This is a genomic window from Blastococcus goldschmidtiae, assembly GCF_031845325.1.
GTDB classification, from domain to species: domain Bacteria; phylum Actinomycetota; class Actinomycetes; order Mycobacteriales; family Geodermatophilaceae; genus Blastococcus; species Blastococcus goldschmidtiae.
Window position 1 is genome coordinate 63851 of the sequence record NZ_JAVREI010000006.1, and the last position, 26761, is coordinate 90611.

Below are 26761 nucleotides of genomic sequence, written 5' to 3' on the forward strand. Positions count from 1 at the left end.
CGCCCTGATCGGACCCTGAACCGGCCCCGACCTGCTGACCAGGGCGATCCCCGGGCAGGTGCGGTCAGGCGGTGCTCACCCGCCCTGCTGCACCACCGCTCCGCCGGCCGGCGTCCAGGTGATGGAGCCGTGCTGGAAGTCCGACCGCCGGCCGCCGTCGATGCCGTACTCGTCGCTGGTCGGGAACCCGAGCGCGGAGTTCTCCCAGCCCAGCTCCGCCCACCGGGCGCGGATGGCGCCGTGGACCTCGTGCGCGCCGGTGGCGGGGGACCAGTAGATCGACCCGCCCTGGAAGTGGTTGAAGGCGCCTGGCTTGGTCGGGGTGGGCAGCTCGTTCGTGGTGGGGAAGCCGAGGAAGGAGTTCTCCCAGCCCAGCCCGCTCCACAGCTCCCGGACGGCGCCGCGGACCTCGTGCGCGCCGGTGGCGGGGGACCAGTAGACCGACCCGGTCTGGAAGTGGTTGAAGGCGCCCGGCTTGCGCGGGGTGGGCAGCTCGTCGGTGGTCGGGTAGCCGACCGCGGACCGCTCCCAGCCGAGGGCGGACCAGGTGCCGAGGATGGCGCCACGCACCGCGTGTGCGCTGGTCCGGGGCGACCAGTAGATGGCGCCGTTCTCGTAGTAGGTGAAGGCGCCCCGGCCGTCCGGCGTCCTGCGCTCGTCGGTGACGGGCCTCCCGAGGATGCCGGCCGGACCGCCGAGCGCGTTGTAGTGCATCTGGATCCGGCTGTTGGTGAAGGCCCGGCCGGCCGGGTCGGTGAAGGCGTAGCCGCGGGAGGCGTAGGAGTCGATGATCCGGTTCAGCGCGTCGACGGTGTTCTGCCGGTAGTTGCCGGGCGGACCGTCGTGCAGCAGGACGATGGGGTGCGCGTACACCGGGTTGGTCGACCGCTGCACGATCGTGTCCTGGTAGGAGGGGCTCGGGCTGGCGGGAGCCGCCCAGTCGCGCGGGTCGTTGGACCAGTCGGCGATCGTCATGCCGCGCGCCCAGGCGAGTTCCTTCACCGAGGTGCTCTGGTGCGAGCCGCCCGGGCCGCGGAAGAAGCAGGGCCGGACCCCCGCCGCCGCGTAGATCGCCTCGGAGGCCCGGTCCATCTCGCGGGCCTGCGCCTCGCGCGAGAGCGTGTCGAGGTCCGCGTGGGTGTCGCTGTGGTTGGCGACCGTGTGCCCCTCGGCGACGATCCGCCGGAGGAGCTGCGGGTTCTCCGCGACGCGCCTGCCCACGACGAAGAACGTCGCGTGGATGCCCCGGGCGGCCAGGATGTCGAGCACCTGGGGCGTCCACCGCGGGGAGGGCCCGTCGTCGAAGGTGAGTGCGACGTTGCGGGCGTGGGTGGGCGGCGTCTGGTTCAGCACCTGCCGGATCGGCGGCGGGCAGTCGTTGGTCGCCTGCGCGGGCGGTGCGGTCAGCACGCCGGAGAGCAGGGCCGCAACGAGGAGGGCGACCAGGGCCGCGACTCGTGGGACGTATCGGGTGGACCAGGTGCGCACCACGGCCTCCTGGGATCGACGTCGTCGTCCGGGGCGCCAGCCTGGCAGCACGGGCGCCGTCGTTCCAGAGCCTTCTGCGTCCGTTATCGGATCGTCGTGTCCGTCCCGGGCGGACGTCCCTACGCGCTGCGCGCGAGGTCGGGACGGAGCAGCCGGCGCAGCTGCCGGGCGGCCGACTGTCCGGCCCGGTTGGCCCCGATCGTGCTGGCCGACGGGCCGTAGCCGACCAGGTGGATGCGCGGCTCCCCGGCGACGTGGGTGCCGTCCATCCGGATGCCGCCGCCCGGTGCCCGCAGCTGCAGGGGGGCGAGATGACCGACGGCGGCGCGGAAGCCGGTCGCCCACAGGATCACGTCGGCGTGGATCGCGATGCCCTCTCGTCCGTCCGAGGGGTCCCACGCGACGCCGTCCGGGGTGATGTGGTCGAACATCGGCCGGCGCTGGAGGACGCCGCGGTCGAGCCCGTCGCGGATGTAGGGCGTGGAGGTGAGCAGCCCGGTGAGACCGACGACGCTGCCCGGCCGGCGCCCCTCCCGCACCGCCTGCTCGACCTGCGCCACCACCGCGCGGCCGGCGTCCTCGTCGAAGACGCCGTCGCGCCAGACCGGCTCGCGCCGGGTGACCCAGGTCGTGGAGGTGACCCGGCTGATCTCACCGAGCAGTTGCGTGGCCGAGGCGCCCCCGCCCACGACGACGACGTGCCGGCCGCGGAAGTCCTCGGCCGCCCGGTACTCGACGGTGTGCAGCTGGCGGCCGCGGAAGGTGTCCTGGCCGGGGTAGCGGGGGACGAACGGCCGGGTCCAGGTGCCGGTGGCGTTGACCACGGCGCGGGCGGTCCACGCGCCGGCGTCGGTCTCGACGCGGAAGCGGTCGTCGTCGGTGCGGCGGACGGCGATGACCCGCACCGGCCGGATCACCGGCAGGTCGAAGGAGCGCTCGTACTCGGCGAAGTACGCGGGCACGGACTCGACGGCCGGCGCGCCGTGGTCGTCCGGGCTGAACGGCAGGCCGGGCAGGTCGTGCACCCGGTGCGTGGTGGTGAGGGTGAGCGAGGGCCAGCGGTGCTGCCAGGCGCCTCCGGGGCCGTCGTCGGCGTCCAGGACGACGAAGCCGGTGTGCGGCTCGAACCCCTGGCGGAGCAGCCCGTACGCCGTCGACAGCCCGGCCTGACCAGCCCCGATGACGACGACGTCGACGTCGCGGAACGCCGGCGTGCTGCTCATGCCCGGTCAACGGGTCTGCGGGCGTCGTCCTTCCCGGGTGGGCGGGGCCGACTGTGCACGAAGTCCCGGTGCGGGGCGCCTGTCGCGTGCCCGGACGCTCGTCGGCCATGCTGCCGTCCATGACGGGACGGGCAGCGCAGTGGCGGCTGGCGGGCGAGGTCGGCTGGTTGGTCGTCTCGACCACGCTCCTGATCGTCATCGCGGCGCAGGCGACGAACCATCAGTGGCGACTCGGCTGGCTGGTGCTGCTCACCGTCAACACCGCGGTGGTGGTCTACCGCATCGGGCGGATGCGCCGCCGGCTCCGGCCCGGCAGGTCCGACGCCTGAGGTACGAGTCCGGTGCCGTCCCGCTGAGCGGAGAGCAGGCGCCCGGTTCGGGCGGGCCCGCGAGCGAGCCGGTCAGCGGTGGGCATGCTGGTGCGGTGGATCCCAGGGCCGTGAGCCTGCTGCGTGCGTTCGTCGACAAGCTGGGCGGTGAGGTCCAGGTGGCCGTCCGCCGGGGGGCCGGACGTTCGCAGCACTGGGAGACCTCCACCCAGGTCGAGGAGACCGTGACCGGGTTCGATCCGGAGCAAGGCGTCGTGGAACTGGAGTTCCGGAGCGGTCAACGCGCCCGCCTCCACTTCCATGAAGCCGAGCTCCTCCGCCTGTTGGGGGGAGCGGGCGCGGACGGCACCGAGGTGTGGGGACAGCCCCTGTCGGATGAGGAGGCCGCGGCTCGCTTCCTCACCATCCACCTCGAGGAATCGATCGCCACGCGCGAGAGCCACCCCTCCGGGTGGTGGGAGTACGAGCACGGCCGCTTCACGCCGGTACCGCCGTGGGAGGCCTTCGCCCGTCGTCGACAGCCTGGTCCGGAGAGCCGATGACCCGTAACTCCGGTTGCAGCAGGGAGGCGTGACGGCCCCGGTCGGCTGGGGCGATGTCGTCACCGATCTTCTTCGCCCGGCGTCAGACGGTGCGGGTGAGGGTCCACACGACGCTGGTGCCCGTCTGGCCCGGTGCGTCGATCGAGTGTGGCTCTTCGCCGATGCGCTCGTAACCCAGGCGTGCGGCGATCGACCCGCTCGCCGCGTTCGCTCGGTCGTGACGGATGCGGACGATCTCGCATCCAGCCTCGAGGGCCGCCTGCGTGAGAGCAGCTGCCACCGCCGAAGCAACGCCTTGGCGGACGTGCTCCACGTGTACCCAGAAACCGATGGATGCCGTGCGGTCATCGACGGGGTCGATGCTGCACCCGCCGATCACCTCGCCGGCGCGAATGATCCCGTACTGGAACCGCTGTCCTGTGAAGAAGGCCTCCCGGCCCTGTCTGATCCACGACTGCCGAAACGCAAGGCCCGAGGGGTCGGTCGTGGCGAACGGCATGAACGGTGCGAAGTGGTCCCGGCTCTCGTCGATCGCGCGTTGGAGTGCCACCGCATCGTCCTCGTCGAGCAGCCGGAGCACGAGGTCGGGGCCGGCGGTCACAGCGACGGGCGGAGCCTGCATGCCCAGATGATGGCCGGAACGCAGGTCGACCGCTGCCGACGCCTCGCCGCCTACTTCGCGGCGAGGTACGTGGTGGAGGCGCTCGGCTGCAAGTCGGTGGACCGTCGGCTGGGGATGCTCAGCAGGCTCAGTGGTGGTCGAGAGACCGGGAACGGCGCCCCTCTTCCGGCGCCCGCTCCGCCGTGGCTCGACTTGCGCGAAGCACATCATGGGAGCGATTCAGATCGGCCTCCTTCTCCGGCTTGGAGATGCTGGCGGTTGCGGCATGATCGGTAAATGTCACCTGCCGGAGAGACTCCGTCGCTGCCGTTGCCGGAGTTCGTGGAGTGGTCGATCTTCCCGTTCGAGGGTGAGCTCCGGGTGCGACAGCCCAAGCCGCTGTACCCGACGGACCGCCCACGCTCGGGGGAGCCGGGCGGGGGACCCTGTCACGCGTGTGCGGCTGGTGATGACGAGTACATCTGGGTCGACAAGCGCTGGCGGGTCAGCGCAGCCAGGCCCTCAGGGGTGCCGGTCCAGGTGTTCCTCGAGACCCGTGAGCACCTCGACATGGACGACCTCGACGACGAGATGGCCGGCGAACTGGGGCAGATGATCGTCCGGCTCGACCGGGCGATCCAGGCCGTCGGTGGCATCGGCCGGGTCCATGTCGCCCGCTGGGGTGACGGTGGCTCGCACTTCCACATGTGGCTCTACGGGCGCCCCCGCGGCGCCGGACAGATGCTCGGGTTCTGCCTGCCGATGTGGGCGGAGATCCTGCCGCCGACCCCGGAGGATCTGTGGCAGGCCAACATGGCGGTCGTCGCCGCCGAGCTCGCCGAGGTGAGCGGCACGGCGATCGCCAGGCCGTGACGGAGGCGCTCCACGAGGCCGGCCTCGCGCTCGATGTTCCTCGGTCCCGAGCAGCAGCACGGCTGTAGAGCACGCTCGCCGGCTCCGCCGCTGCCCAGCAGACGGGTGTGTGACTCGCGCGTCCACCGCAGTCGGAGCTACCCGCGCACGACATCCGGCTCGACGTCGCCGGCGAGCCGCGACCCGCGCGCGCCCTCCGATCGCGGGCTGAACGACCGGCGGGCAGCCGCACCGGCACCTTTGCCGAGGTGAGCGGGCCGCAAGACGTGATCGAACCGTGAGGTGGAGTACGCCAGAAGAGCCGGTCGTGCGCCTACAGTCCCCCAGCGTGTGGTCCAGATCACAACGCGACGGAGGGTGCCCGTGCTGAGCATCGACAGGCTTCACGTGACCTACGGCGGCGCTGTCCAGGCGTTGCGCGGAGTGTCCATGGAGGTGCCCGACGGCCAGGTCGTCGCCGTCCTCGGCAGCAACGGGGCGGGCAAGTCGACGCTGCTGCGGGCCATTTCCGGCACTCTCCGCCTGCACCGGGGCACGATCGACTCAGGCTCCCTCCGCTTCGACGGGACCGACCTGGGTTCGCGTGACCCGGCGACGACGGTCCGCATGGGGCTCGTGCAGGTGCCCGAGGGGCGGCGGATCTTCGGCCGGCTCACCGTCGAGGAGAACCTGCGCGCCGGGGGCATGGGCAGCAAGGACAAGGCCGCGAAGGCGCGGGCTCAGGACCGCGTCTACGACCTGTTCCCGGTGCTCCGGGAGCGCAGTGCGCAGCGCGGTGCACTCCTGTCCGGTGGCGAGCAGCAGATGCTGGCGATCGGCCGCGCCCTGATGGCCAGCCCGAAGCTCCTCCTGCTGGACGAGCCGTCCCTGGGGCTGGCGCCGCGGATCATCGGCCAGATCGGTGAGGTGATCGCCGAGATCAACCGGCAGGGCACGTCGGTGCTGCTCGTGGAGCAGAACGCCACCATGGCGCTGGGCGTGGCCGACCTGGCCTACGTCCTGGAGGTCGGGCAGGTGTCGCTCTCGGGTGATGCGCAGGAGCTCTCCCGGACCGACGAGGTCCAGCGGCTCTACCTCGGGCACGGCAGCGAGGAGACGGCGGACTTCACGCCGACCGCGACCCGCAAGACGCTCTCGCGGTGGACGGCATGACCGCTGCAGGAGCCTCCGCGGCCGTGCCGTCGGAGGGCCGGACGGCCGTTGCCCCGGAGGTCCCAACCCTCGAGGTGCAGAACGTCAGCGTGCGGTTCGGGGCGATCACGGCCCTCTCCGACGTCTCCCTCACCGTCGTGCCCGGATCGATCCACGCGATCATCGGGCCCAACGGTGCAGGCAAGTCGACGCTGTTCAACGTCCTCTCCGGCGTCTACAAGGCTGCCGAGGGGCAGGTGCGGTTCGGTGACGTCCGGCTCGACCGGATGGTCCCGTACAAGATCGCCGACGTCGGCGTGGCCCGGGCCTTCCAGAACATCGCCCTGTCCGGCACCCAGTCGGTGGCCGAGAACCTCATGCTCGGTCGTCACCACCTGACCAAGGCCGGCTTCCTCGCCGCCGGGCTGCGTTTGCCCCGGGCCACCCGGGAGGGCAAGCGGCACGGGGCTCGGGTGGCCGAGATCGCCGAGTTCCTGGATCTGGGGGAGAAGTTGCACACCCCGGTCGGGGTCCTGTCCTACGGCGACCAGAAGCGGGTGGAGGTCGCCCGCGCACTGTGCACCGAACCGCGGCTGCTGCTGCTCGACGAGCCGGTCGCCGGCATGAACGCCGAGGAGACCGCTCGGATGGCCGGCGCGATCCGCGAGATCCGGGCCGCGCTCGGGATCTCGATCATCCTCGTCGAGCACGACATGGGGATGGTCATGTCCCTGGCGGACCGGGTCACCGTCCTCGACTTCGGCCGCCGTATCGCCGACGGCACCCCCTCCGAGGTGCAGAACGACCCCGACGTCATCCGGGCCTACCTGGGCTCGGGTGACGAGGAGACCCCGGCGGAGTCGTACACCGCACACCACTCCGCCGACGGCGGCTCCGTGGTGGCCCCGGCGTCCCCCGACGACAGCGGGGCAACAGCCGCCCACCCTTCCTCCGAGATGCCCGGGACCACATCGTGACGCAGTTCTCAGCGCTCCTGCTCAACGGAGTCTCCCTCGGCGCCCTCTACGCGCTGATCGCACTCGGCTTCGTGATCATCTTCAAGTCCAGCGAGGTCGTCAGCTTCACCCAGGGGTCGCTGCTGCTGCTGGGGGCCTACTCGATCGCCCGCTTCGCCGACTCGATCGGGTTCGTGCCGGCCTTGCTGGCCGGCATCGCGCTCACCGCGCTCGTGGCGCTCCTCATCGAGCGACTCATCATCAACCGGCTCCGTGGCGCGGCGGTGATCAGCCTCGCCATCGTCACGATCGGCGTGGACATCATCATCCTCACCGAGATGGTCCGGCGGATCGGCTCGGACATCCTGAACGTCCCGCACCCCTGGGCCGGGGAGTCCATCCGCATCGGCAGCACCGGGCTGAGCCTGAACCGCGTCATCGCGCTGGCGGTGGCCGCCACGGTCATCGGCCTGTTCTTCCTCGCCTTCAAGTACTCGAGCTGGGGCGTGGCGATGCGCGCATCGGCCGAGGACGGCGAGGCCGCGGCGCTGATGGGTATCCGCCAGGGGCGGGTCTCCGCGGTGGCATGGATCGTGGCCGGGGTACTGGCCGGGATCGCCGCGCTCTTCCTCGTCGGCGCCCCGACCCCGGGTGTGAGCCCGACCGTGTACACGGTGGCGCTCGGCGCGCTGCCCGCCGCCATTCTCGGCGGTCTGGACTCCACCGGCGGGGCGTTGGTGGGGGGGCTGCTGATCGGGATCGCGGAGGCCATGGCGGCCGGCTACCAGGACGAGATCCTCTTCCTGGGTCGCGGGTTCGGCAGCGTCGTCCCCTACGTGGTGATGCTCGCGGTCCTGCTGGTCCGGCCCTCCGGGCTGTTCGGCACGAAGGAGCTGACCCGTGTCTGACACGACCGCCACCGTCGACGCCGGAGCGACGACGGCCGACCGACCTGCCTCTGCCGCACCGCGGCGCCGCTCGGTGGTCAAGCCCCTGCTGGTGGCCGCGCTGCTGCTCTTCCTGCTCGCCTTCCCGCTGTACTTCGACGAGTTCTGGCTGCGGACCGGCTTCGCGGTGTTCGCCGCCGTGGTCGGGGCGATCGGGCTCAACCTGCTGGTCGGGAACACCGGCCAGCTCTCGCTCGCGCACGCCTTCTTCCTCGCCGTCGGTGCGGTGACCTACACCTTCGTGTCGGCCGAGGGAGGGGCGGCCCTGGGCGTGACCGACCTCGCTGGGCTCGGCCTGCCGCCGATCCTCGGGATGATCGCCGGTGTGCTGGCGGCCGGTCTGGCCGGGCTGCTGTTCAGCCCCATCTCGGCCCGGCTGGGCGGCATCTACCTCGGCGTCGCCTCGCTCGCGCTGGTGTTCATCGGCCAGCACGTGTTCAACAGCTGGACCTCGGTGACGGGCGGCTTCAACGGCCGGCCGGTGCCCGAGTTCTCACTCTTCGGCTTCAGCTTCGGCAACGACGACCCGGAGCTCTTCGTCATGGGCGTCCCGTTCCGGGAGAGCGAGCGGCTGTGGTACCTCGGCCTCGTCATCGCCGTCGCCGCCTACGTCTTCGCCCACAACGTCCTGCGCAGCCGAGCGGGACGGGCGATCCAGACCTTGCGCGACAGCGAGACGGCCGCCGCGGTGATGGGCGTGAACGTGCAGGCCTACAAGGCCCGGGCGTTCATGCTGAGCTCGATGTACGCCGGCCTGGCCGGGGTGCTCTACGCCCTCTCCATCGGAAGCATCGCGCCGGAGTCCTTCGGGCTGCTCCTGTCCGTCTCCTACCTCGCCATGATCGTGCTGGGCGGGCTGGGCTCGGTGGCCGGCGCGGCGCTCGGGGCGCTGTTCGTCACGGCCCTGCCGCTGCTCTTCCAGCAGTACGCCGACGTCCTGCCCTTCGTCAGCGGAGCCGGGCAGGGCGGGATCGCCGCGGGCGAGGCCGCGCTGTACCTCTACGGCCTGGCCATCGTCCTGGTGATCCTGTTCGAACCGGCGGGCCTGGCCGGCCTCGCCCGCCGGATCTCCTCCCGATTCGGCCGTGCCCGCCGTCCCGGCGGCAAGGTGACCCGTCCCCCGACCCCCGCTACCGACTCGTCCACGTGAGAACCACCTACCGAAGGAGCAGCACGACATGACATCACGACCGACCACCAGAGTCGCCACGGCACTGGCCGCCGCACTCGTGTTCGCCGCCGCGGGCTGCAGCACCCGGGGGGAGGACGACGGCGCAGGCACAGGCGGAGGTGAGGCCGGCGGGGAAGTGCAGACCGACGTGGGCATCGAGGGAGACACGATCACCCTCGGCGCGCTCACCGACCTGACCGGCGTCTTCGCAGCCCTGGGCCAGGACATCACGAACGCCAACGAGCTGTACTGGGCCGAGAACGACGTCTGCGGCCAGTACGACGTCGAGATCGAAGTCCAGGACGCCGGCTACAACGTGCAGCGCGCCGTCCAGCTGTACAGCTCGATGGAGCCCGAGATCCTGGCCATGAACCAGCTGCTGGGATCGCCGATCAACACCGCGCTGGCTCCCGAGCTCGAGTCCGACGAGATGGTCAGCTTCCCGTCCGCCTGGTCGGAGACGCTGACCCTGATCCCCGGCACCGGGGTCCCCGGCGCGACGTACGACGTGGAGATCTCCAACCTCTACGACTACGCGTTCCAGGAGGGGCTGCTCGCCGAGGGTGACACGGTGGGCCACATCTACTTCGAGGGCGAGTACGGGGCCAACGGTCTCGAGGGCAGCCAGGCCGTCGCCGAGGCCAAGGGACTCACCCTCATCGAGCGGGAGATCACGCCGCAGGAGCAGGACATGAGCGCGATCGTCAGCCAGTTCGCCGCCGAAGGGGTGGACGCGATCGCGCTGACCGTGGCCCCGGGGCAGACCGCGTCCGTCGCCGCGGCCGCGCAGGCGCAGGGGCTGGACGTGCCCCTGCTGGGCAGCAACCCGGTCTTCGCGCCCGGCCTGCTCGAGGGCGCCGCGGCCCAGAAGCTCAAGGACGACCTCTACGTGGCCTCGCCGGTCTCCTCGTTCGACGCCAACCCCGAGCTCCTGGCTGCCTATGAGGAGGCCTACCCCGGCTCGCCGCCCAGTCTGGGTGTGCTCGTCGGCTACGGCATGTCGGCGGTCATGGACCAGGTACTCGACCAGGCGTGCGAGAACGGCGACCTGACCCGCGCCGGCGTCGTGGAGGCCTTCAGCGAGCTCGAGTCGGTGGACACCGGTGGCGTCCTCGTCCCGCTCCAGAGCTTCGAGCAGGGCCAGTCACCGAGCCTCGAGTCCTTCATCCTGCGCCCCGCGGACGTGCCTGGCGGCGCGACCGTCGCGGAGGAGTCGTTCGAGGGTGAGTTCGCGGCGGACCTCGCCCCGGCTGACTGACCGCGGATCCAGCTGGCGGCGCCCCCCTCCCCGGCCGGGGAGGGGGGCGCCGTCGCGTGCGCCTACAGCCGCCCCGAGCTGGCGACCGGCACCAGCCGAAGGGTCAGGAGGGCGGCCAGGGCGGCGGCCGCGGCCAGGGGCAGGGTCGCCGTGGTCGCCCGGGCGACCACGGCGATCACGAACGGCGCGGCGAAGCCCAGGTAGGCGAAGGAGAGGAACAGCGACGTGAGCGCGCCGAGGCGGGAGGGGGCGGCCAACCGGGCGGTCAGCGTCAACCCCGCCGCGAGGCAGAGGCCGCCACCCGCACCGAGCAGCGGGGCGGCCAGTACCAGCCAGGGCAGCGCCCCGGTCGACGCGAATGCGGCGGCGCACCCGAACCCGGACGTGCCCGCCACGGTGCCGACGACGGCCGTCCACGGGCCCAGGTGGCGCTGCAGGCCCGCGACGACGGTGCCGGCGCCGAGCGTCACCCCGGCCAGCACGCCGGTGACCGCGACGCCGCCGTAGGGCAGCTCCACGAGCAGCGGGACGGCGCTGATGACGGTGGACGGGAACGCGTAGACGCAGACGGCGACGGGGGCCAGCACGCTGAGCACGAGCAGGCCGTCACCGGGGCGGACCAGTGGCGCGGCCGGCGTCGCATCGGTGCCGCTGCGCCGGCCGGGGACCAGGTCGACCGTCTCCGGCAACCGCACCGCGGCTGCGAGCCCCACCCCGACCAGCACGGTGTGCACGAGGTAGGGCAGCACGGTCGGCGCCGGGGCGTACTGGCCCAGCAGCCCACTGGTCAACGGTCCCAGCGAGAAGCCCGCCGTCATGGCGAAGGCCGCACGGCGGCCCCCCGCTCCCGGGCCCGCGCCGGCCGCAGCGGACAGCTCGCCGAGCCATGCGCTGCCCACGCTGAAGACCATGCCGCTCACCACGCCCTGTGCGAACCGGGCGAGGAACAGCAGCGCCAGCGTGTCGCCGGCGGCGGCGAAGGCGAGCGAGGCGAGCCCGGAGAGCACGATGCCGGGCAGGGCGACCCGCCGGCGCCCGAGCCGGTCCGACAGCGGGCCGGCGAGCAGCAGCGCCGGCACCAGCCCCGCCGCATACACCCCGAACAGCGTGGTGAGCACCTCGGGGGAGAGGTCCAGCCGCTCCTCGTAGACGAGCAGCAACGGGGTCGGGACGTTGGTGCCGGCCGCCGCGGCGAACAGGGCGAACGCTGCCCGCTTCCAGTTCACCGGTCGCACCCTACGGAGATCCGGTCCTTGAGCGGGGCTCCACCGCGTCCGCACCAGCCCCGGACGACGCACGGCCCGGCTGGGCATCCAGGAGTCGTGGAACGACGAAGCGGCTCCCTCCCGGAGGAGGAAGCCGCTGGTCGATCGTGGTGCGCCATCAGGGACTCGAACCCCGAACCCGCTGATTAAGAGTCAGCTGCTCTGCCAATTGAGCTAATGGCGCGTGTCGCCCGGCTGGCCGGGCAACGAGGGAGAACGATACCAGCGCCCCCCGCGCCTGGTGCGGAGTGGCAGGGAGGGCCTCGCCACACTCCGGCCCGGCCGATCGCGCGTGCGATCCCGCACGTCGCGGCCCAGGTGTCGTCCCTCCGTGGAGACTGGGGGATCCGGCGCCCGTCGAGGGGTGCCGGTAGGGGAGAGGAGTCGCGAGGTGCGACGAGCGGCGGCAGTCCTGGCAGCGGGCACCCTGGCGTTCCTGGCCGGGTGCAGTGGGGATGACGAGCCGAACAGCTCGGGCGGCTCGACCGCCGGGATCCCTCCGGCGAAGGTGACTGTCGCGCCGTCCGACAGCGCGGTCGACGTCGAGCCGCTGATCCCCCTGGAGATCTCCGTCATCGACGGCGACCTCGCCCAGGTGACCGTGGTGGACGGCGCGGGCGCTCCCGTCGAGGGCGCGCTCGCGGAGGGGCAGGCCGACACCGCCCCCGAGGTGTGGACGCCGGAGACCCCGCTGGCCTACGGCACCAGGTACACGCTCACCGCGACGGCGACCAACGATGCCGACAACGAGACCGAGGTCTCCACGACGTTCACGACCGTCACCCCGGACACCCTCTCCACGCCGTCGATCGGTCCGCTGGACGGCACGACGGTCGGCGTCGGCATGCCCGTCCGGGTCTACTTCGACGACCCGGTCGCCGACAAGGCCGCCGTCGAGAGCAACCTCGTGGTCACCAGCTCCACCCCCACCGACGGCGTCTGGAACTGGCTCAGCGACAGCGAGGTGCACTTCCGCCCGTCGCAGTACTGGCCGGCGAACATCGAGGTCACCCTGGACGCCCGGCTCTACGGCATCGACTTCGGCGACGGCGTCTGGGGCGAGAAGAACCGCACCATCGACTTCTCCATCGGCGACCGGCACGTCTCGGTCGCGGACGCCGCCACGCACACCCTGGACGTCTACGACGGCGACGAGCTGGTGCAGAGCTGGCCGATGAGCGCCGGTGGCCCGGAGTTCCCCAGCCGCAACGGCCCGCACGTCGTCACCGAGCTGAACCGCAACCGGGTCATGGACTCCAGCACCTTCGGCGTCCCGGTCGACAGCCCGGACGGCTACCGGACGCCGGTCGAGTACGCGGTCCGGCTGTCGAACAACGGTGAGTTCGTGCACGCCGCCCCGTGGTCGGTGGCCGAGCAGGGGATCAGCAACGTCTCGCACGGCTGCATCAACCTGTCCACGGAGCGGGCGGCCTGGTTCTTCGACTTCTCCCAGCCCGGCGACGTCGTCGAGATCAAGAACTCCGACGGCCCGATCCTGTCCCGGGCGGATGGCGACATCCACGACTGGGCCGTCCCGTGGGGGCAGTGGAAGACCGGCAGCGCCCTGAAGTGAGCCGCCGCGGCTGACCGCGGGACGCGTTTCCCGCCGCTGACCTGCGGGCACTCCCGTCGGCAACCGAGGGAGGCGGACCGTGGACACCTGGCTCATCGTCGTGCTCGTCGTCGTGGCCGTGGCACTGATCGCGCTGCTCGCCCTCTACCTGAGCAAGCGCTCCCGGATCGGCAACGCCCGCAAGCGGGAGCAGGCACGCGAGCAGTTGCAGGAGGCCCGGGTCCGCTCCGCCCGTGCGGACACCGAGCAGGCGCTCGCCGAGGAGCAGGCGGCCCGCGCCCGCCGTGAACTGGCCGAGGTGCAGGAGCGCGCCGCGCTGGCGGAGAAGGAGGCCCGAGAGATGGCCGCCCGCGCCGACGAGGACCGCACGGCCGCCGAGCAGCTCCGGGCCCGCGCCCGCAAGGCCGCCCCGGACCTGGCCTCCGGCGCCGGCACGGCTGCCGGCCAGGATCACCAGTCCTCCGGCCGGCACGGCGCCCCGGACGGGGCCGCGCCCACCGACCAGCCCGAGACCGGCGGCGCCACCCGCCGCTGAGTTCCGCCCGGCCCGACGGTCTGACCCTGCGAGACCGTCGACCCGGGAGGAGCACCATGACCGATCTGCTCGCGATCGGCACGCGCAAGGGGCTGTGGCTGGCCCGCAGCGACGACGACCGGCGCACCTGGACGGTCGGAGAACCGCACCTCCTCGCCCAGGAGGTCGCGGCGGTGTGCATCGACGTCCGCCGGCCCCGGCCGCGGATCCTCGCCGGCATCCAGTACGGCCACTGGGGCCCGTCGGTGGTGTGGTCCGACGACCTGGGCGCCGGCTGGCAGGAGACCGACTCCGGCGCCGTCCGCTTCCCGGAGGACACCGGCGCCGCGCTGTCCCGGGTGTGGCAGCTGCGTCCGGACAGCCCCGACCGCCCCGATGTGGTGTGGGCCGGCTGTGAGCCGCACTCGCTGTGGCGCAGCACCGACGGTGGCTGCAGCTTCGCCCTGGTGCGGGGCCTCTGGGACCACCCGCACCGGCCCACCTGGGAGCCCGGCGCCGGCGGCGGCGCCGTCCACACCGTGCTGCCGGACCCGGGGACCGACCGGGTCACGGTCGCGATGAGCACCGGCGGGGTCTACGTCAGCGAGGACGGCGCGACCGGCTGGGCGCCGCGCAACCGCGGCATCAGCGCCGTCTTCCTGCCGGAGCCCCCGCCCGAGTACGGCCAGTGCGTGCACAAGGTCGCCGTCGACGCCGGGGACCCCGCCCGGATGTACGCGCAGAACCACTTCGGCGTCTTCCGCACCGACGACGGCGGCGGCTCCTGGACCTCGATCGCCGCGGGGCTGCCGGCCGACTTCGGGTTCCCCGTCGCGGCCTCGCCGTCCACCCCCGGCACGGCGTGGGTGGTGCCGCTCGTGGCCGACCTGCAGCGGATGCCCCCGGACGGGCGGCTGCGCGTGCACCGCACCCGGGACGCCGGCGACACCTGGACCGAGGTGGGCGGCGGTCTGCCCGACGGCGCGTGGACCGCCGTGCTGCGGGACGCCCTCTGCGTGGACGACGCCGACCCGACCGGCGTCTACGTGGGCACCCGCGACGGCTGCGTGTACGCCAGCGCCGACGAGGGGGAGACCTTCACCCTCGTGGCCGACCACCTGCCCGACGTGCTCGCCGTCCGGGCGGTCCGGCTGCCGTGAGGGGCGTCGCATGAGCGTCCAGGTGGTGCTGCCCGGTGCGCTGTCGGACCTGGCCGGCGGCGCCCGGCACCTCGACGTCGACCCGGCGGGGAACACGCTCGCCGACCTGCTCGACGCGCTGGCCGAGCAGCACCCCAAGCTCGGCCGGCGGATCCGCGACGAGACGGGGCGCGTGCGCCGGTTCGTCAACGTCTACGTCGACGGTGAGGACGTGCGCTGGCAGGGCGGTCCGGACGCCGGGGTCCCGGACGGCGCGGTCGTTCAGGTGCTGCCGTCGGTGGCCGGCGGCTGAGTGCGGCTCAGAGGGCCGCGAGCTCGGCGCAGGACCCGCACAGCTGCTGGTCGTCGTACCCCTCCGGCGGCCACGGCTGCTGCTCGTCGAGGGAGACGTAGGCACCGCACAGCGCCTTCCGGCTCTGCCCGCTGACCCGGCCGATGGTGGCGTGGGCCGGGCCGATCTGGCGCGGCTGGAGCCCACCGACGCCGAAGGAGCCGACCATCACGACCGCGTGTGCTGTGCCGTACGCGTAGACGCTGGTCATGCTGCCAGGGTCCGAGCACGGGCCGCCCGGGGCCAGTACCGCCGGGCGCGTGTTCGGCGCACCCGTCACATCCGCCCCGCCCGCCTCGCACAGCGGCCGGACGGCCCCGGGCCGGTCCGCGTCAGGAGCCGAGCGCGGCGGTCAGCGCCGCGCGGACCGCGGCGGTCTCGTCCTCGTCCGCCGGCAGCTGCGGCAGCCGCATCGCCGGCCCCGGGATGAGGCCGCAGAGGGCCAGTGCGAGCTTCGACCGGAGGGCGCCGTTGCCGGTGCCGGAGATCAGGTCGATCACGGGGAGCACCGACCGGAACACCTCGCGGGCCCGCTCCGGCTCGCCGTCCTCGGCCAGTGCGATGACGTGCGCGAGCCGCTCGCCGACCAGGTGCCCGGCCATGCTCACCAGGCCCACCGCGCCGACCGACAGGAACGGCAGCAGCAGGCTGTCGTCACCGCAGTACCAGGCCAGGCCCGTCTCGGGCATCAGCCGGAAGGCGGCGGCAGGGTCCTCGGTGGCGTCCTTCACGGCGGTGATCCGCGGGTGCTCGCCCAGCCGGCGCAGCGAGTCGGCGCTCAGCCGCAGACCCGTGCGGGCGGGGACGTCGTAGAGCATGACCGGCAGGTCGCCGGCGTCGGCGACGGCGGTCAGGTGCGCCACCACGCCGTCCTGCGACGGACGGGAGTAGTACGGGGTGACCGCCAGCAGGCCGTCGGCGCCGGCCTCGGCCGCCTGCCGCGCCATCTCGGCGGCGTGCCGGGTGTCGTAGGAGCCGGCCCCCGCGACGACGACCGCCCGACCGCCGAGCGCCTGGCTCACCTCGCGCACCAACTCGAACTTCTCGCGGTCCGACGTCGTGGGCGCCTCGCCCGTGGTGCCGTTGAGCACGAGGCCGTCGTGCCCGGAGTCGACGAGGTGGACGGCGAGGCGCACGGCCGCGTCGAAGTCGACGGCGCCGTCGTCGGTCATCGGCGTGACCATGGCCGTCAGCAGCGCGCCGAAGGGTCGTGCTGCGGTGGGGGCGGGCATGGCCCGGGAATCTACTTGCCGCGGGAAGCCGCCCGTCGGGCCCGGTTCACCCGGGCACGCGCGACGTGACCCGGCACCGGTGTGAGCTGGGCCTCAGCGGCGCATCCGGGGTCGGTTATGTTCCGGGGCAGCCCCTGCCCAGGGGCGTCGACCCGACCCGGGGGTGGCCGTGCAGTCCTCGCTCTACGAAGCCGAGCACGAGGCGTTCCGCGCGTCGGTGCGCGAGTTCCTCGAGAAGGAGGCCGTGCCGCACACGGCCGCGTGGGAGGAGGCGGGGCAGGTCGACCGCGACGTCTGGCTGGCCGCGGGGGCGCAGGGTCTGCTGGGCATGGACGTGCCCGAGGAGTTCGGCGGCGGCGGGGTCGAGGACTTCCGCTACAACGCCATCCTGACCGCCGAGGTCGGCCGGGCCGGCGCCAGCGGGCTCGGCTTCACCCTGCACAACGACGTCGTCGCCCCGTACCTGACCGACCTGTGCACCGACGAGCAGAAGGCCCGCTGGCTGCCCGGCTTCGTGCGCGGCGAGCTGATCACCGCCATCGCGATGAGCGAGCCAGGTGCCGGCTCGGACCTGCAAGGCCTGCGGACGACGGCGGTGCGCGACGGCGACGACTGGATCCTCAACGGCCAGAAGACCTTCATCACCAACGGCATCCTCTCCGACCTCGTACTGGTCGTGGCCCGCACCGACCCGGAAGCCGGCGCCCGCGGGTTCTCCCTGCTCGCCGTCGAGCGCGGCATGCCCGGCTTCGAGCGCGGCCGCAAGCTCGACAAGATCGGCCTGCGCGCGCAGGACACCGCGGAGCTGTTCTTCACCGACGTCCGCGTGCCCGCCGCCAACCTGGTCGGGACGGAGGGGCACGGCTTCTTCCACCTCATGAACAACCTGCCCCAGGAGCGGCTGTCGATCGCCGCCGGCGCGGTCTCGGCCAGCCGGATCGTCCTGGACCTCACGATCCAGTACTGCAAGGACCGCACCGCCTTCGGCAAGCCGATCGGGAAGTTCCAGAACACCCGCTTCGAGCTCGCCGAGATGCACACGGAGGTCTCCATCGCCGAGACCTACCTGGAGAAGGCGATCCTCGAGCACAATGCGGGACGCTTCACCGTCGAGGACGCCGCCATGAGCAAGTGGTGGACGACGGAGCTGCAGAAGCGCGTCGTCGACCGGTGCCTGCAGCTGCACGGGGGCTACGGCTACATGCTCGAGTACCCCGTCGCCAAGGCCTTCCTGAACTCCCGCGTGCAGACGATCTACGGCGGGACGACCGAGATCATGAAGGAGATCATCGGCCGGTCGCTGGGGCTCTGAGGCCCGCGCCCCGTTCCCACCCCGCCCCGTCGTCGCACCGCCCAGGAGGCCTCCCGTGACCGATCCCGACCAGCCCGTCCCGACCGTCCTCACCGAGCGGACCGGCCACGTCCTGCTCATCACGATCAACCGGCCGCAGGCGCGCAACGCCCTGGACCGCGACGTCGCCACCCGGCTCGCCGACGCCTTCGACGCCGCCGAGGCCGACCCGGAGATCCGCTGCGTCGTGCTCACCGGCGCCGGCGACCAGGCGTTCTCCGCGGGCGCCGACCTCAAGGCACTGGCACGCGGCGAGCGGCCGATCGTGCCGGGCCGCGAGCACTACGGCCTGGCCGGCTTCGTGCGGCACCCGATGAGCACGCCGGTGATCGCCGCGGTGAACGGCGCGGCGCTGGGTGGCGGTACCGAGCTCGCGCTCGCCGCGGACCTGGTGGTCGCCGCCGAGCACGCGACCTTCGGGGTGCCCGAGGTCAAGCGCGGCATCCTCGCCGCCGCCGGCGGTGTCTTCCGGCTGCCCGAGCAGCTGCCGCGCAAGGTGGCGATGCGGCTGGTCCTCACCGGTGAGCCGATGGGGGCCGACGAGGCGCTGCGCTGGGGCCTGGTGAACGAGGTCGTGCCCGCCGCGGACGTGCTGCCGACGGCGATGCGACTGGCAGAGGTCGTCGCCGCCAACGCGCCGCTCGCCGTGCAGGCCAGCAAGCGGCTCGCCCTGGGCATCGTCGACGGCGACCGGCCGGCGGAGTCGGCCACCTGGGACCGCTCGGCCGAGGAGATGAGCCGGCTGTTCGCCTCCGCCGACGCGGCCGAGGGCATGAAGGCGTTCGCCGAGAAGCGGCCGCCGCGGTGGACCGCCGGCTGACGTCCTGAGTTGCACCGCACGCCACCGTCTCCCTCGTTCGGGGACGGCGGCGGCGCTGTCTGCCCAGGTCGCGGGTGAGCGCCCGCTCCCGGGGGCAGGTATGCCGGTCATGAGCACCTCCGCGCCGCGCCTCCCCGACGCCCTGCAGGCGCTCCGCGACCTCCTGGCCGACGCACCCCTGCACCTCGACGTCCCCGGCCGCGACGAGGCGAGCCGCTCGGCCCGGGCCGTCGTCGACCAGGTCGACGACTACCTGCTGCCGCGGCTGCGCGACCTGGACGCCCCGCTGCTCGCCGTCGTCGGCGGCTCCACGGGTGCCGGGAAGTCCACCCTGGTCAACAGCCTGCTGGGCACGCCGGTGACCACCGCCGGGGTGCTGCGCCCGACCACCCGCGCCCCGGTGCTGGTGTGCTCCCCAGCCGACCGGGCCGCGTTCGCCGGCGACCGCGTGCTCCCGGGCCTGGCCCGCAGCACCGGCGAGGGAGAGGTCACCGGGGGGCTGCGGCTGGTGGTCAGCGACGCGCTGCCTCCGGGGCTGGCGGTGCTGGACGCGCCGGACGTCGACTCGGTGGTGGAGACCAACCGTGAGCTGGCCGGGCAGCTGCTGGCGGCCGCGGACCTCTGGCTGTTCGTCACCACGGCCGCGCGCTACGCCGATGCCGTCCCGTGGGAGCTGCTGCGCACCGCGCAGGAGCGGGGCACCGCCCTGGCCGTGGTGCTCGACCGGGTGCCGCCCGAGGCCGCCGGCGAGATCGCCGCGGACCTGGGCGGGATGCTGCGCACCGCGGGCCTGTCCGCGGCGCGGCTGTTCGTGATCGAGGAACGCCCGCTGACCGACGGCTTCCTCCCCGAGGACCAGGTCGGTCCGCTGCGCTCCTGGCTGCACGGACTGGCGGCCGACCAGGAGCAGCGCGCGGCCGTCGTCCGGCAGACCCTCGCCGGGGCACTGGACAGCCTCGGGGGGCGGGTCGACCTGGTGGCCGGGGGAGTGGCCCAGCAGGCGGCCGCGGCCGCGGCGCTGCGCCAGGCCGCGGAGGCCGCCTACGCGCGGGCCTGCGAGGACGTGTCCGACGGGGTGGCCAGCGGCGCGCTGCTGCGCGGGGAGGTGCTCGCCCGGTGGCAGGAGTTCGTCGGCACGGGGGAGTGGATGCGCAGCCTGCAGGGCCAGGTCGGCAAGCTGCGCGACCGGCTCACCGCGTCGCTGACCGGCCGCCCCTCGGCCGGCGTCGGGCTGCAGCAGGCGCTCGAGTCGGGTGTGGAGGTGCTCCTGCGGGACGCCGCGGAGGGGGCGGCCGAGCGCACGGCCGCCACCTGGCGGGGAACGCCGGGAGGACCGGGGCTCCTGGCCGACCGGGGCCGCGAGCTGGAGACGGCGTCGCCGGAGTTCGCGGAGGCGGCCTCCGGGGAGGTGCGTGACTGGCAGGGCACGGTCCTGGATCTCGTGCGCAGCGAGGGCGCCGGCAAGCGCAACCGCGCCCGGGTCTACTCCTGGGGGGTCAACGGCGCGGGGGCGGTGGTGATGGTCGCCGTCTTCGCCTCGACCGGTGGGCTGACCGGCGGGGAGGTCGCCGTGGCCGGCGGGACGACGGCGGTGGGCCAGCGGGTGCTCGAGGCGGTCTTCGGTGACTCCGCGGTGCGGGCCCTGGCCGCGCGGGCGCGGGCGGACCTGGAACAGCGTGCGAACCGTCTGCTCACCGACGAGCGTGCTCGCTTCGACGCACTGGTCGAGGCGGCCGCGCCGCCACCGGGCAGCGTCGAGGAGCTGCGCACCGCGGCGGCCGAGCTGGCCGCGGCCCGGCGGGCGGAGCGATGAGGCGGCGGGACCGCGGTGCTCTGGCCTTGACCGACCGGCTCGCGGCGCTGCGCGAGGCGGTCGAGGTGGCCGAGGGGCGGCTGGACGTAGCGGACGTCGCGCACGCCCGCACGCTGCTGGCCAAGGCCGGTGCCCGCGAGGCGCTGGGGGACGCGACGGTCGTCGCGCTGGCCGGTGCGACCGGCAGCGGCAAGTCGACCATGTTCAACGCCCTGTCCGGGGCCGAGGTGAGCACCCCCGGGGTGCGACGGCCGACGACCGGGGTGGCGCACGCCTCGGTCTGGGGGGAGGCCGGCGCCGACCGGCTGCTCGACTGGCTGGAGGTGCCGCGGCGGCACCGGGTGGCCGCCGCGGAGGCCGGGCTGGACGGTCTCGTGCTGCTCGACCTGCCCGACCACGACAGCGTCCGGCTGGAGCACCGGCTGGAGGTGGACCGGCTGGTCGAGCTGGTCGACGTCCTGGTCTGGGTGCTGGATCCGCAGAAGTACGCCGACGCGGCGGTGCACGGCCGCTATCTCGCGCCGATGGCGGGCCACGCCGGCGTGCTGGTGGTGGTGCTCAACCAGATCGACCGGCTCGACGAGCAGGCGGCCGCTGCCTGCCTGGCCGACCTGCGCCGGTTGCTCGACGCCGAAGGGCTCGCGGACACGCCGATCGTCGCCACCTCGGCGCGCACCGGCGCCGGGCTGGCCGAGCTGCGTGCCGAACTGGGGCGCCGGGTCAGCGCCCGCCGGGCCGCGACCGAACGGCTGACCGCGGACGTCCGGGCGGCCGCCGAGGCGCTGGCGGTGCACTGCCCGGACGGCGACCTCGGTGCGGCATCGGGGCGTGCGGCCGAGGCGGAGCTGACCGGTGCCCTCGCCGGCGCGGCCGGAGTGCCGGTGGTGGCGGCGGCCGTCGAGCGCTCCGCGGTGCGGGACGGTGCGGCGCGCACCGGCTGGCCGCTGGTGCGCTGGGTGCGCAAGCTGCGCCCGGACCCGCTCGCCCGCCTGCACCTGGGCGACGAGCGCGCCCGTTCCTCCCTGCCGGAGGCCGGTGCGGTGCAGCAGGCGGCGATGACCGCCGCGCTCCGGCAGGTGCGCACGGCGGCCGGCGACGGGCTATCGCAGGCCTGGCGGGACGAGCTGCGACGGACCGCGGACCAGGCGGGTTCGGGGCTGGCCGACCAGCTCGACAGGGCGGTCACCGGCACCGACCTCGGGCCGGTCCGGGTGCCGGTGTGGCAGCGCGCGGTCGGCGGGCTCCAGTGGCTGCTCCTGGCCTGCGCCCTGGTCGGCGCGCTGTGGCTGCTCGGGCTCGGCGTCCTCGGCTGGCTGCAGCTCGGCGACGTGCTCCCGCTGCCCCGCGTCGAGGGGATCCCGCTGCCCACCCTGCTGCTGGTCGCCGGACTGCTCGGCGGTGCGCTGCTCGCGGTGCTGGCCAGACCCTTCGTCCGGGCCGGGGCGCGCAGGAGACGGCGCCGGGCGGAGCAGCGGCTGACCGCGCGGGTGGCCGAGGTGGCGCAGTCCTCGGTGCTGGCGCCGCTGGAGGAGACGGTCGAGGACGCGCGCGTCTTCTGCGCCGCCGTCACCCGCGCCGGGACCTGAGGCGGTCCACGGTAGGTCGCCGCCTCGACGGAGCCGGCGGGCGGCATCCTGGTGCGGTGCACGCTGCATCGGTCGACCCTCGTGACACCCGGTGGGAGGAGCCGTCCCCGGTCTACCGGGTCTACTTCTGGGACCGCGGGAGCTCCTACGAGTGGCGTCTCACGGGTGCCACCGACGTCCACGAGGTGCTCGCCCGGGCCACCGGGCCGGCGGGCCGCGGGCGGGCATTCGAGCTGTTCGTCGAGACGTCGACCGGTCAGGGTCCTGGGCTGATCCACCTCGCCGGACAGGACCTGGGGGACGCCCGGGTCGGCTAGCGACCGGCTGCGCTGCGTCGCGGCCCCTGGTCCACCGCCTACGGCGTCCCCAGCTCGGCCAGGACGGCGCGGTAGGCGGCCTCCGGATCACCTGCCGACGTCGGCACGACGCGCGCCCGGGGTCGCCGCGCGACCAGCGCGACCAGCCGGTCATACATCTCACGGAGCTCCCCGTCGCCGCCGGTGGTGAGCGCCAGCGCATCCCGGTGGTGCGACGCGAGTGCGGGATCCGCCGACCGGGCGTGGAAGCGGGTGAGGGCGTTCTCCCGCGTGTCCATGAGCACGAGCTCGGAGAAGGTGCTGCCCGTCGCGGCGGCCAGGCGCTCGAGCTCCTCGATGAAGGGCACCCGGCCCAGGTACTGCGGGACGACGACGTCGTGGCTGCCGCGCAGGTGCTCGGCCGCCATCGCCAGAGCCATGCGGCGGGCCAGGGAGCCGGACTCCTGCGGCAGCTCCTGCCAGCGGCCCAGCAACCTGCGCACGTCGTCGACGTCCATGCAGAGGGCCAGCGGGTGATCGGCGACGTACCGGCGGGCGAGGGTCGACTTCCCCATGCCGGGCGAGCCGTTCAGCAGGATCAGGCGGGCCATGCCGGCCGACAGTAGGCCCCGGGGACCGGCCGACGGGCTTGTTGCAAGGAGCTTGCAATAGAGTCGGAGGCTCAGGTCGGCGGAGGAGTTCCCACGTGCGCGCAGTACCGAAGTCCGGCCGTGCCCTCGCTGGTGCGGTCGTGCTCGTCACCGTGCTCGCGGCGTGCGGCGACAGCAGCCCCGCCGCGCCGGCGCAGGCGCCCACCGAGCTGGTGCTGGCCATCGGCGGCGAGTCCGAGGACGGCTACGACCCGACCCTCGGCTGGGGCCGGTACGGGTCCCCGCTGTTCCAGTCCACGCTGCTCGCCCGGGACGAGAGCCTCGACGTCGTCCCCGATCTGGCCACCGACTGGTCGGTGAGCGAGGACGGCCTGGTCTGGACGGTCGACCTCCGCACCGACGCCCGGTTCACCGACGGCGAGCCGGTGACCGCCGCCGACGTGGCCTACACCTTCACGACCGCGAGCCGAAGCGGCGGGCTGACCGACGTCACCGCGCTCCGCGAGGCCGTGGCCGTGGACGACGACACCGTCGAACTCCGGCTCGAGCGTCCGCAGAGCACCTTCGTGAACCGGCTGATCTCGCTCGGCATCGTGCCGGAGCACGCGCACGGCCCCGACTACGCGCGCAACCCGGTGGGGTCCGGGCCGTTCGAGCTGGTGCAGTGGGACGAGGGGCAGCAGCTCATCGTCGAGCGCAACGACGACTACTACGGCGAGCAGCCGGCCTTCGAGCGGGTCGTCTTCCAGTTCACCGGTGAGGACGCCTCGATCGCCTCGGCGTCGGCGGGCCAGGTCGACATGGCCGCAGTACCGGCCCAGCTGGCGCCCACGGAGGTGCCGGGGATGCGCCTGGTCGAGGTGCAGTCGGTCGACAACCGCGGCATCACCTTCCCGTACGTCCCCGACACCGGGCGCACCACGGACGACGGCGCCCCGATCGGCAACGACGTCACCTCCGACCTCGCCGTCCGGCGGGCGGTCAACCTCGCCATCGACCGGCAGGCGCTCGTCGACGGCGTCCTCGAGGGCTACGGGTCACCGGCGACCGGGCCGGTCGACGGCCTGCCCTGGTACGAGCCCGACTCCGCCATCGAGGACGCCGATCCGGCGGGTGCCGAGGAGCTGCTGGAGGAGGCCGGCTGGGTCGACTCCGACGGCGACGGCGTCCGCGAGAAGGACGGCGTCCGCGCGGAGTTCACGCTGCTCTACCCGGCGTCGGACTCGCTGCGCCAGGGGCTCGCGCTCTCGGTGGCCGACATGGTGGCGCCCATCGGCGTCGAGATCAGCGCCGAGGGGGAGAGCTGGGACGTCATCGACCAGCGCCTGCACGCCGACGCGGTGCTCTTCGGCTGGGGGCAGCTGGACCCGACGGAGATGTACAACCTGTACTCCTCCGGCCAGGCCGGCGTGGAGTACTGGAACCCCGGCTTCTACGGCAACCCCGAGGTCGACGCGCACCTCGACGCGGCGATGACCGCCACCGACCCGGCCGTGGCGGAGGAGGAGTGGCGGGCCGCCCAGTACGACGGCGAGGGCTCCGGCTTCGGTCCCTCCGGCGACGCCGCCTGGGCATGGCTGGTCAACCTCGACCACACCTACGTCGTCGACGAGTGCCTGGACCTGGGAGCCGAGCGGATCGAGCCGCACGGCCACGGCTGGCCGGTCACCGCGGGGATCACCGGGTGGCAGTGGACCTGCTGACCCGGGTGGTGCGGGGGCTGGCCGGCCGGCTGGTCCGGCTGGTGCTGCTCCTGACCGCGGTGGCGACGGCGTCCTTCGCGCTGATGGTCCACTCGCCGGTGGACCCGGTGGACGCCTACGTCGGCGGCGACATCGCCGCCGTCGGCCCGGAGCAGCGGGCGCAGATCGCCGAGCGGTGGGGCCTGGACGACCCGCCGCTGGAGCGGTTCGCCACCTGGCTCGGCAACGTGGTCCAGGGCGACCTGGGCCGGTCGCTGTCGTTCAACGCCCCGGTCACCGAGGTGATCGGCGAGCGCTTCCTGACCAGCCTGGCCCTCATGGCGACCGCGTGGGTGCTGTCGGGGATCGTCGGCTTCGCCCTCGGGGTGCTCGCCGGTGCCCGGCAGGGCCGGTTCGCCGACCGCGCGGTCTGCTGGTGGGCCTACACGCTGGCGTCGGCGCCGGTGTTCTGGGTCGGCCTGCTGCTGCTCTACGTCTTCTCCGTGTCGCTGGGCTGGACACCGGTCTGCTGCGCCGTCCCCGTCGGCGTCCTGGCCGAGGACGTGACCCTGCTCGACCGGATCCACCACCTGCTGCTGCCCGCGCTGACGCTGTCGGTGGTGGGCGTCGCGCCCGTGGTCCTGCACACCCGGCACGCGGTGATCGAGGCGATGGCCAGCGACCACGTCACCTTCGCCCGGGCGCAGGGGGAGTCGAGGCGGGGGGTGGTGGTGCACCACGTGCTGCGCAACGCCGCCGCGCCCGCGGTCCTGCTGCAGTTCGCCTCGCTGGGCGAGCTGTTCGGCGGCTCGGTGCTGGCCGAGCAGGTCTTCTCCTACCCCGGGCTGGGCGCGGCCACGACGACGGCCGCGCTCGGGCAGGACGTCCCGCTGCTGCTGGGCATCGCCCTGTTCACCACCGTGTTCGTCTTCGTGGGCAACCAGCTCGGCGACCTGGTGCACCGCCGGCTCGATCCCCGCGTCGCCCACGACCCGGCGCGCGCCCGCCGTCCGCGCTGGGGCCGGGGGGAGCCGTGGGAGCCGCTGCTCGACCCGGACCCGCTGCCGCCGTCGCCGGTCGTGCCCGAGCCCGCCGGCCGGGGCGCGCGGTGACCGCCGTCCTGGAGCGGTCGGGCCGGCGGTTCGCCGACCGGCGCCGCCGCACGCTGGCCTACGTCGGGCTGTCGGTGCTCGTCGTCCTGAGCGTGGTCGTCGCGGGCGGGCTGGCCGCCGACGCCGCGCAGACCACCGACCTGGCCGACCGGAACCTCGGGCCCTCGGCCGCGCACTGGTTCGGCACCGACCGGCTCGGCCGCGACATGCTGGCGCGGACGCTGGCCGGCCTGCGGTTGAGCCTGGTCATCGGGGTGACCGCCGCGGTGGTGTCGGCCGGCATCGCCCTGCTGCTCGCCTGCCTGGCCGCGGTGTTCGGCGGCGTCGTGGACCGCGCGGTGGGCTGGCTGGTCGACCTCTTCCTGGCCCTGCCCCACCTGGTGCTGCTGATCCTGCTGGCCTTCGCCCTGGGTGGGGGCACCGGTGCGGTGGTCGCCGCCGTCGCGCTCACCCACTGGCCGACCCTCACCCGGGTCCTGCGGGGCCGGGCGCGCGAGGTCATGTCGTCGGACTACGTCGCGATCTCCCGGCAGCAGGGCCACGGCCGCGGCTGGCTCGCCCGCCGGCACCTGACCGGCCACCTCGGCGGGCACTTCCTCGTGGGCACCGTGCTGCTGTTCCCGCACGCGATCCTGCACGAGGCGGCGCTGTCCTTCCTCGGCCTGGGCGTGGACCCGGGAGAGCCCTCGATCGGCATCCTGCTGGCCGAGTCGATGCGCTACCTGACCGCCGGCGCGTGGTGGCTGGCCGTCCTCCCCGGGTTGTGCCTGCTGGTGGTGGTCAAGCTCGTCGACACGATCGGCAGCAACGCCCGCGCGCTGCTCGACCCCCGGAGCCACCACCTGTGAGCGAGGGTGCGAGCGAACCAGTCAGCACAGCAGCGGCCGGGCACGGAG

The 26761-nt window shown here is 73.6% G+C and carries 27 protein-coding genes and 1 tRNA gene; 20 read left to right on the forward strand and 8 right to left on the reverse strand.

What is annotated here, in order from left to right; translation table 11 throughout:
- Positions 1-75 precede the first annotated feature (75 nt).
- Both RM425_RS10730 and RM425_RS10735 read right to left on the reverse strand, forming a co-directional pair.
- Positions 76-1488, reverse strand: a complete 1413-nt coding sequence (locus tag RM425_RS10730) for a polysaccharide deacetylase family protein (protein ID WP_311345190.1) — start codon at positions 1486-1488, stop codon at positions 76-78.
- 119 nt (positions 1489-1607) lie between these two features.
- Positions 1608-2711 carry an NAD(P)-binding domain-containing protein gene (locus RM425_RS10735; RefSeq protein WP_311345191.1) on the reverse strand — a complete coding sequence of 368 codons (1104 nt, stop codon included), beginning with the start codon at positions 2709-2711 and terminating at the stop codon, positions 1608-1610.
- Between the two features lie 119 nt (positions 2712-2830).
- Here RM425_RS10735 and RM425_RS10740 point away from each other — a divergent pair, with 119 nt between their 5' ends.
- The gene (locus RM425_RS10740) at positions 2831-3040 is read left to right on the forward strand and encodes a hypothetical protein (protein ID WP_311345192.1); all 210 of its coding nucleotides are present in this window, start codon (positions 2831-2833) and stop codon (positions 3038-3040) included.
- Between the two features lie 110 nt (positions 3041-3150).
- On the forward strand, positions 3151-3582 hold the full coding sequence (locus tag RM425_RS10745) for a hypothetical protein (protein WP_311345193.1): 432 nt from the start codon (positions 3151-3153) through the stop codon (positions 3580-3582).
- Positions 3583-3664: 82 nt separating this feature from the next.
- Here the strand turns inward: RM425_RS10745 and RM425_RS10750 are convergent, their stop codons facing one another.
- A complete protein-coding gene (locus tag RM425_RS10750; RefSeq protein WP_311345194.1) occupies positions 3665-4204 on the reverse strand; it encodes a GNAT family N-acetyltransferase in 540 nt (179 codons plus the stop codon).
- A gap of 276 nt (positions 4205-4480) precedes the next feature.
- On the opposite strand from RM425_RS10750, the gene RM425_RS10755 reads away from it, so the two are divergent.
- From RM425_RS10755 to RM425_RS10780, 6 genes are all read left to right on the forward strand, one after another.
- A complete protein-coding gene (locus tag RM425_RS10755) occupies positions 4481-5056 on the forward strand; it encodes a hypothetical protein (protein ID WP_311345195.1) in 576 nt (191 codons plus the stop codon).
- A gap of 363 nt (positions 5057-5419) precedes the next feature.
- Complete coding sequence (locus tag RM425_RS10760; RefSeq protein ID WP_311345196.1) at positions 5420-6208, forward strand: ABC transporter ATP-binding protein; 789 nt, start codon at positions 5420-5422, stop codon at positions 6206-6208.
- Positions 6205-7164 (forward strand): ABC transporter ATP-binding protein, encoded by a 960-nt coding sequence (locus tag RM425_RS10765; protein WP_311345197.1) that lies wholly within the window; start codon positions 6205-6207, stop codon positions 7162-7164. The genes RM425_RS10760 and RM425_RS10765 overlap by 4 nt, the downstream gene beginning before the upstream one ends.
- Positions 7161-8051: a branched-chain amino acid ABC transporter permease gene (locus RM425_RS10770; protein ID WP_311345198.1), complete on the forward strand. Its 891-nt coding sequence runs from the start codon at positions 7161-7163 to the stop codon at positions 8049-8051. The genes RM425_RS10765 and RM425_RS10770 overlap by 4 nt, the downstream gene beginning before the upstream one ends.
- Positions 8044-9240, forward strand: coding sequence for a branched-chain amino acid ABC transporter permease (locus RM425_RS10775; RefSeq protein WP_311345199.1), 1197 nt, complete (start codon positions 8044-8046; stop codon positions 9238-9240). The genes RM425_RS10770 and RM425_RS10775 overlap by 8 nt, the downstream gene beginning before the upstream one ends.
- Positions 9241-9268: 28 nt before the next feature.
- Positions 9269-10519: an ABC transporter substrate-binding protein gene (locus RM425_RS10780; RefSeq protein WP_311345200.1), complete on the forward strand. Its 1251-nt coding sequence runs from the start codon at positions 9269-9271 to the stop codon at positions 10517-10519.
- A gap of 62 nt (positions 10520-10581) precedes the next feature.
- On the opposite strand, the gene RM425_RS10785 is transcribed toward RM425_RS10780, so the two are convergent.
- Both RM425_RS10785 and RM425_RS10790 read right to left on the reverse strand, forming a co-directional pair.
- A complete protein-coding gene (locus RM425_RS10785; protein ID WP_311345201.1) occupies positions 10582-11745 on the reverse strand; it encodes an MFS transporter in 1164 nt (387 codons plus the stop codon).
- Between the two features lie 147 nt (positions 11746-11892).
- Positions 11893-11968 (reverse strand) — tRNA-Lys (locus RM425_RS10790).
- A gap of 207 nt (positions 11969-12175) precedes the next feature.
- On the opposite strand from RM425_RS10790, the gene RM425_RS10795 reads away from it, so the two are divergent.
- From RM425_RS10795 to RM425_RS10810, 4 genes are all read left to right on the forward strand, one after another.
- The gene (locus tag RM425_RS10795) at positions 12176-13357 is read left to right on the forward strand and encodes a L,D-transpeptidase (RefSeq protein WP_311345202.1); all 1182 of its coding nucleotides are present in this window, start codon (positions 12176-12178) and stop codon (positions 13355-13357) included.
- Between the two features lie 79 nt (positions 13358-13436).
- Positions 13437-13892 (forward strand): hypothetical protein, encoded by a 456-nt coding sequence (locus tag RM425_RS10800; RefSeq protein ID WP_311345203.1) that lies wholly within the window; start codon positions 13437-13439, stop codon positions 13890-13892.
- Between the two features lie 56 nt (positions 13893-13948).
- On the forward strand, positions 13949-15031 hold the full coding sequence (locus RM425_RS10805) for an exo-alpha-sialidase (RefSeq protein ID WP_311345204.1): 1083 nt from the start codon (positions 13949-13951) through the stop codon (positions 15029-15031).
- 10 nt (positions 15032-15041) lie between these two features.
- Positions 15042-15323 carry a ubiquitin-like small modifier protein 1 gene (locus RM425_RS10810; RefSeq protein WP_311345205.1) on the forward strand — a complete coding sequence of 94 codons (282 nt, stop codon included), beginning with the start codon at positions 15042-15044 and terminating at the stop codon, positions 15321-15323.
- A gap of 7 nt (positions 15324-15330) precedes the next feature.
- Here RM425_RS10810 and RM425_RS10815 read toward each other — a convergent pair whose 3' ends face one another.
- Both RM425_RS10815 and dapA read right to left on the reverse strand, forming a co-directional pair.
- Positions 15331-15573 (reverse strand): hypothetical protein, encoded by a 243-nt coding sequence (locus tag RM425_RS10815; RefSeq protein ID WP_311345206.1) that lies wholly within the window; start codon positions 15571-15573, stop codon positions 15331-15333.
- Between the two features lie 121 nt (positions 15574-15694).
- Positions 15695-16594: a 4-hydroxy-tetrahydrodipicolinate synthase gene (gene dapA, locus RM425_RS10820; protein ID WP_311345207.1), complete on the reverse strand. Its 900-nt coding sequence runs from the start codon at positions 16592-16594 to the stop codon at positions 15695-15697.
- Positions 16595-16763: 169 nt separating this feature from the next.
- On the opposite strand from dapA, the gene RM425_RS10825 reads away from it, so the two are divergent.
- From RM425_RS10825 to RM425_RS10845, 5 genes are all read left to right on the forward strand, one after another.
- A complete protein-coding gene (locus RM425_RS10825) occupies positions 16764-17906 on the forward strand; it encodes an acyl-CoA dehydrogenase family protein (protein WP_311345208.1) in 1143 nt (380 codons plus the stop codon).
- Between the two features lie 55 nt (positions 17907-17961).
- A complete protein-coding gene (locus tag RM425_RS10830; RefSeq protein ID WP_311345209.1) occupies positions 17962-18765 on the forward strand; it encodes a crotonase/enoyl-CoA hydratase family protein in 804 nt (267 codons plus the stop codon).
- Between the two features lie 109 nt (positions 18766-18874).
- A complete protein-coding gene (locus RM425_RS10835; protein WP_311345210.1) occupies positions 18875-20578 on the forward strand; it encodes a GTPase family protein in 1704 nt (567 codons plus the stop codon).
- Positions 20579-20604: 26 nt separating this feature from the next.
- A complete protein-coding gene (locus RM425_RS10840) occupies positions 20605-22164 on the forward strand; it encodes a GTPase (protein WP_311345211.1) in 1560 nt (519 codons plus the stop codon).
- A gap of 56 nt (positions 22165-22220) precedes the next feature.
- A complete protein-coding gene (locus tag RM425_RS10845; RefSeq protein ID WP_311345212.1) occupies positions 22221-22481 on the forward strand; it encodes a hypothetical protein in 261 nt (86 codons plus the stop codon).
- 38 nt (positions 22482-22519) lie between these two features.
- Here RM425_RS10845 and RM425_RS10850 read toward each other — a convergent pair whose 3' ends face one another.
- Complete coding sequence (locus tag RM425_RS10850; RefSeq protein WP_311345213.1) at positions 22520-23071, reverse strand: AAA family ATPase; 552 nt, start codon at positions 23069-23071, stop codon at positions 22520-22522.
- A 95-nt stretch (positions 23072-23166) separates the two neighbouring features.
- On the opposite strand from RM425_RS10850, the gene RM425_RS10855 reads away from it, so the two are divergent.
- Genes RM425_RS10855 through RM425_RS10865 form a run of 3 tightly spaced genes read left to right on the forward strand, consistent with a single transcriptional unit; the run spans position 23167 to position 26713 of the window.
- Positions 23167-24774, forward strand: coding sequence for an ABC transporter substrate-binding protein (locus RM425_RS10855; RefSeq protein ID WP_311345214.1), 1608 nt, complete (start codon positions 23167-23169; stop codon positions 24772-24774).
- Positions 24756-25865, forward strand: coding sequence for an ABC transporter permease (locus RM425_RS10860; protein ID WP_311345215.1), 1110 nt, complete (start codon positions 24756-24758; stop codon positions 25863-25865). The genes RM425_RS10855 and RM425_RS10860 overlap by 19 nt, the downstream gene beginning before the upstream one ends.
- Positions 25862-26713 carry an ABC transporter permease gene (locus RM425_RS10865; protein WP_311345216.1) on the forward strand — a complete coding sequence of 284 codons (852 nt, stop codon included), beginning with the start codon at positions 25862-25864 and terminating at the stop codon, positions 26711-26713. Before RM425_RS10860 ends, RM425_RS10865 begins: the two co-directional genes overlap by 4 nt.
- Positions 26714-26761: the final 48 nt, after the last annotated feature.

What these genes read in the sequence shown, in the direction of transcription:
- RM425_RS10740 (WP_311345192.1), top strand. Translation starts at nt 2,831, where the DNA reads ATGACGGGACGGGCAGCGCAGTGGCGGCTGGCGGGCGAGGTCGGCTGG.
- RM425_RS10735 (WP_311345191.1), bottom strand. Translation starts at nt 2,711, where the DNA reads ATGAGCAGCACGCCGGCGTTCCGCGACGTCGACGTCGTCGTCATCGGG.
- RM425_RS10805 (WP_311345204.1), top strand. Translation starts at nt 13,949, where the DNA reads ATGACCGATCTGCTCGCGATCGGCACGCGCAAGGGGCTGTGGCTGGCC.
- RM425_RS10815 (WP_311345206.1), bottom strand. Translation starts at nt 15,573, where the DNA reads ATGACCAGCGTCTACGCGTACGGCACAGCACACGCGGTCGTGATGGTC.
- RM425_RS10780 (WP_311345200.1), top strand. Translation starts at nt 9,269, where the DNA reads ATGACATCACGACCGACCACCAGAGTCGCCACGGCACTGGCCGCCGCA.
- RM425_RS10750 (WP_311345194.1), bottom strand. Translation starts at nt 4,204, where the DNA reads ATGCAGGCTCCGCCCGTCGCTGTGACCGCCGGCCCCGACCTCGTGCTC.
- dapA (WP_311345207.1), bottom strand. Translation starts at nt 16,594, where the DNA reads ATGCCCGCCCCCACCGCAGCACGACCCTTCGGCGCGCTGCTGACGGCC.
- RM425_RS10755 (WP_311345195.1), top strand. Translation starts at nt 4,481, where the DNA reads ATGTCACCTGCCGGAGAGACTCCGTCGCTGCCGTTGCCGGAGTTCGTG.
- RM425_RS10850 (WP_311345213.1), bottom strand. Translation starts at nt 23,071, where the DNA reads ATGGCCCGCCTGATCCTGCTGAACGGCTCGCCCGGCATGGGGAAGTCG.
- RM425_RS10765 (WP_311345197.1), top strand. Translation starts at nt 6,205, where the DNA reads ATGACCGCTGCAGGAGCCTCCGCGGCCGTGCCGTCGGAGGGCCGGACG.
- RM425_RS10835 (WP_311345210.1), top strand. Translation starts at nt 18,875, where the DNA reads ATGAGCACCTCCGCGCCGCGCCTCCCCGACGCCCTGCAGGCGCTCCGC.
- RM425_RS10810 (WP_311345205.1), top strand. Translation starts at nt 15,042, where the DNA reads ATGAGCGTCCAGGTGGTGCTGCCCGGTGCGCTGTCGGACCTGGCCGGC.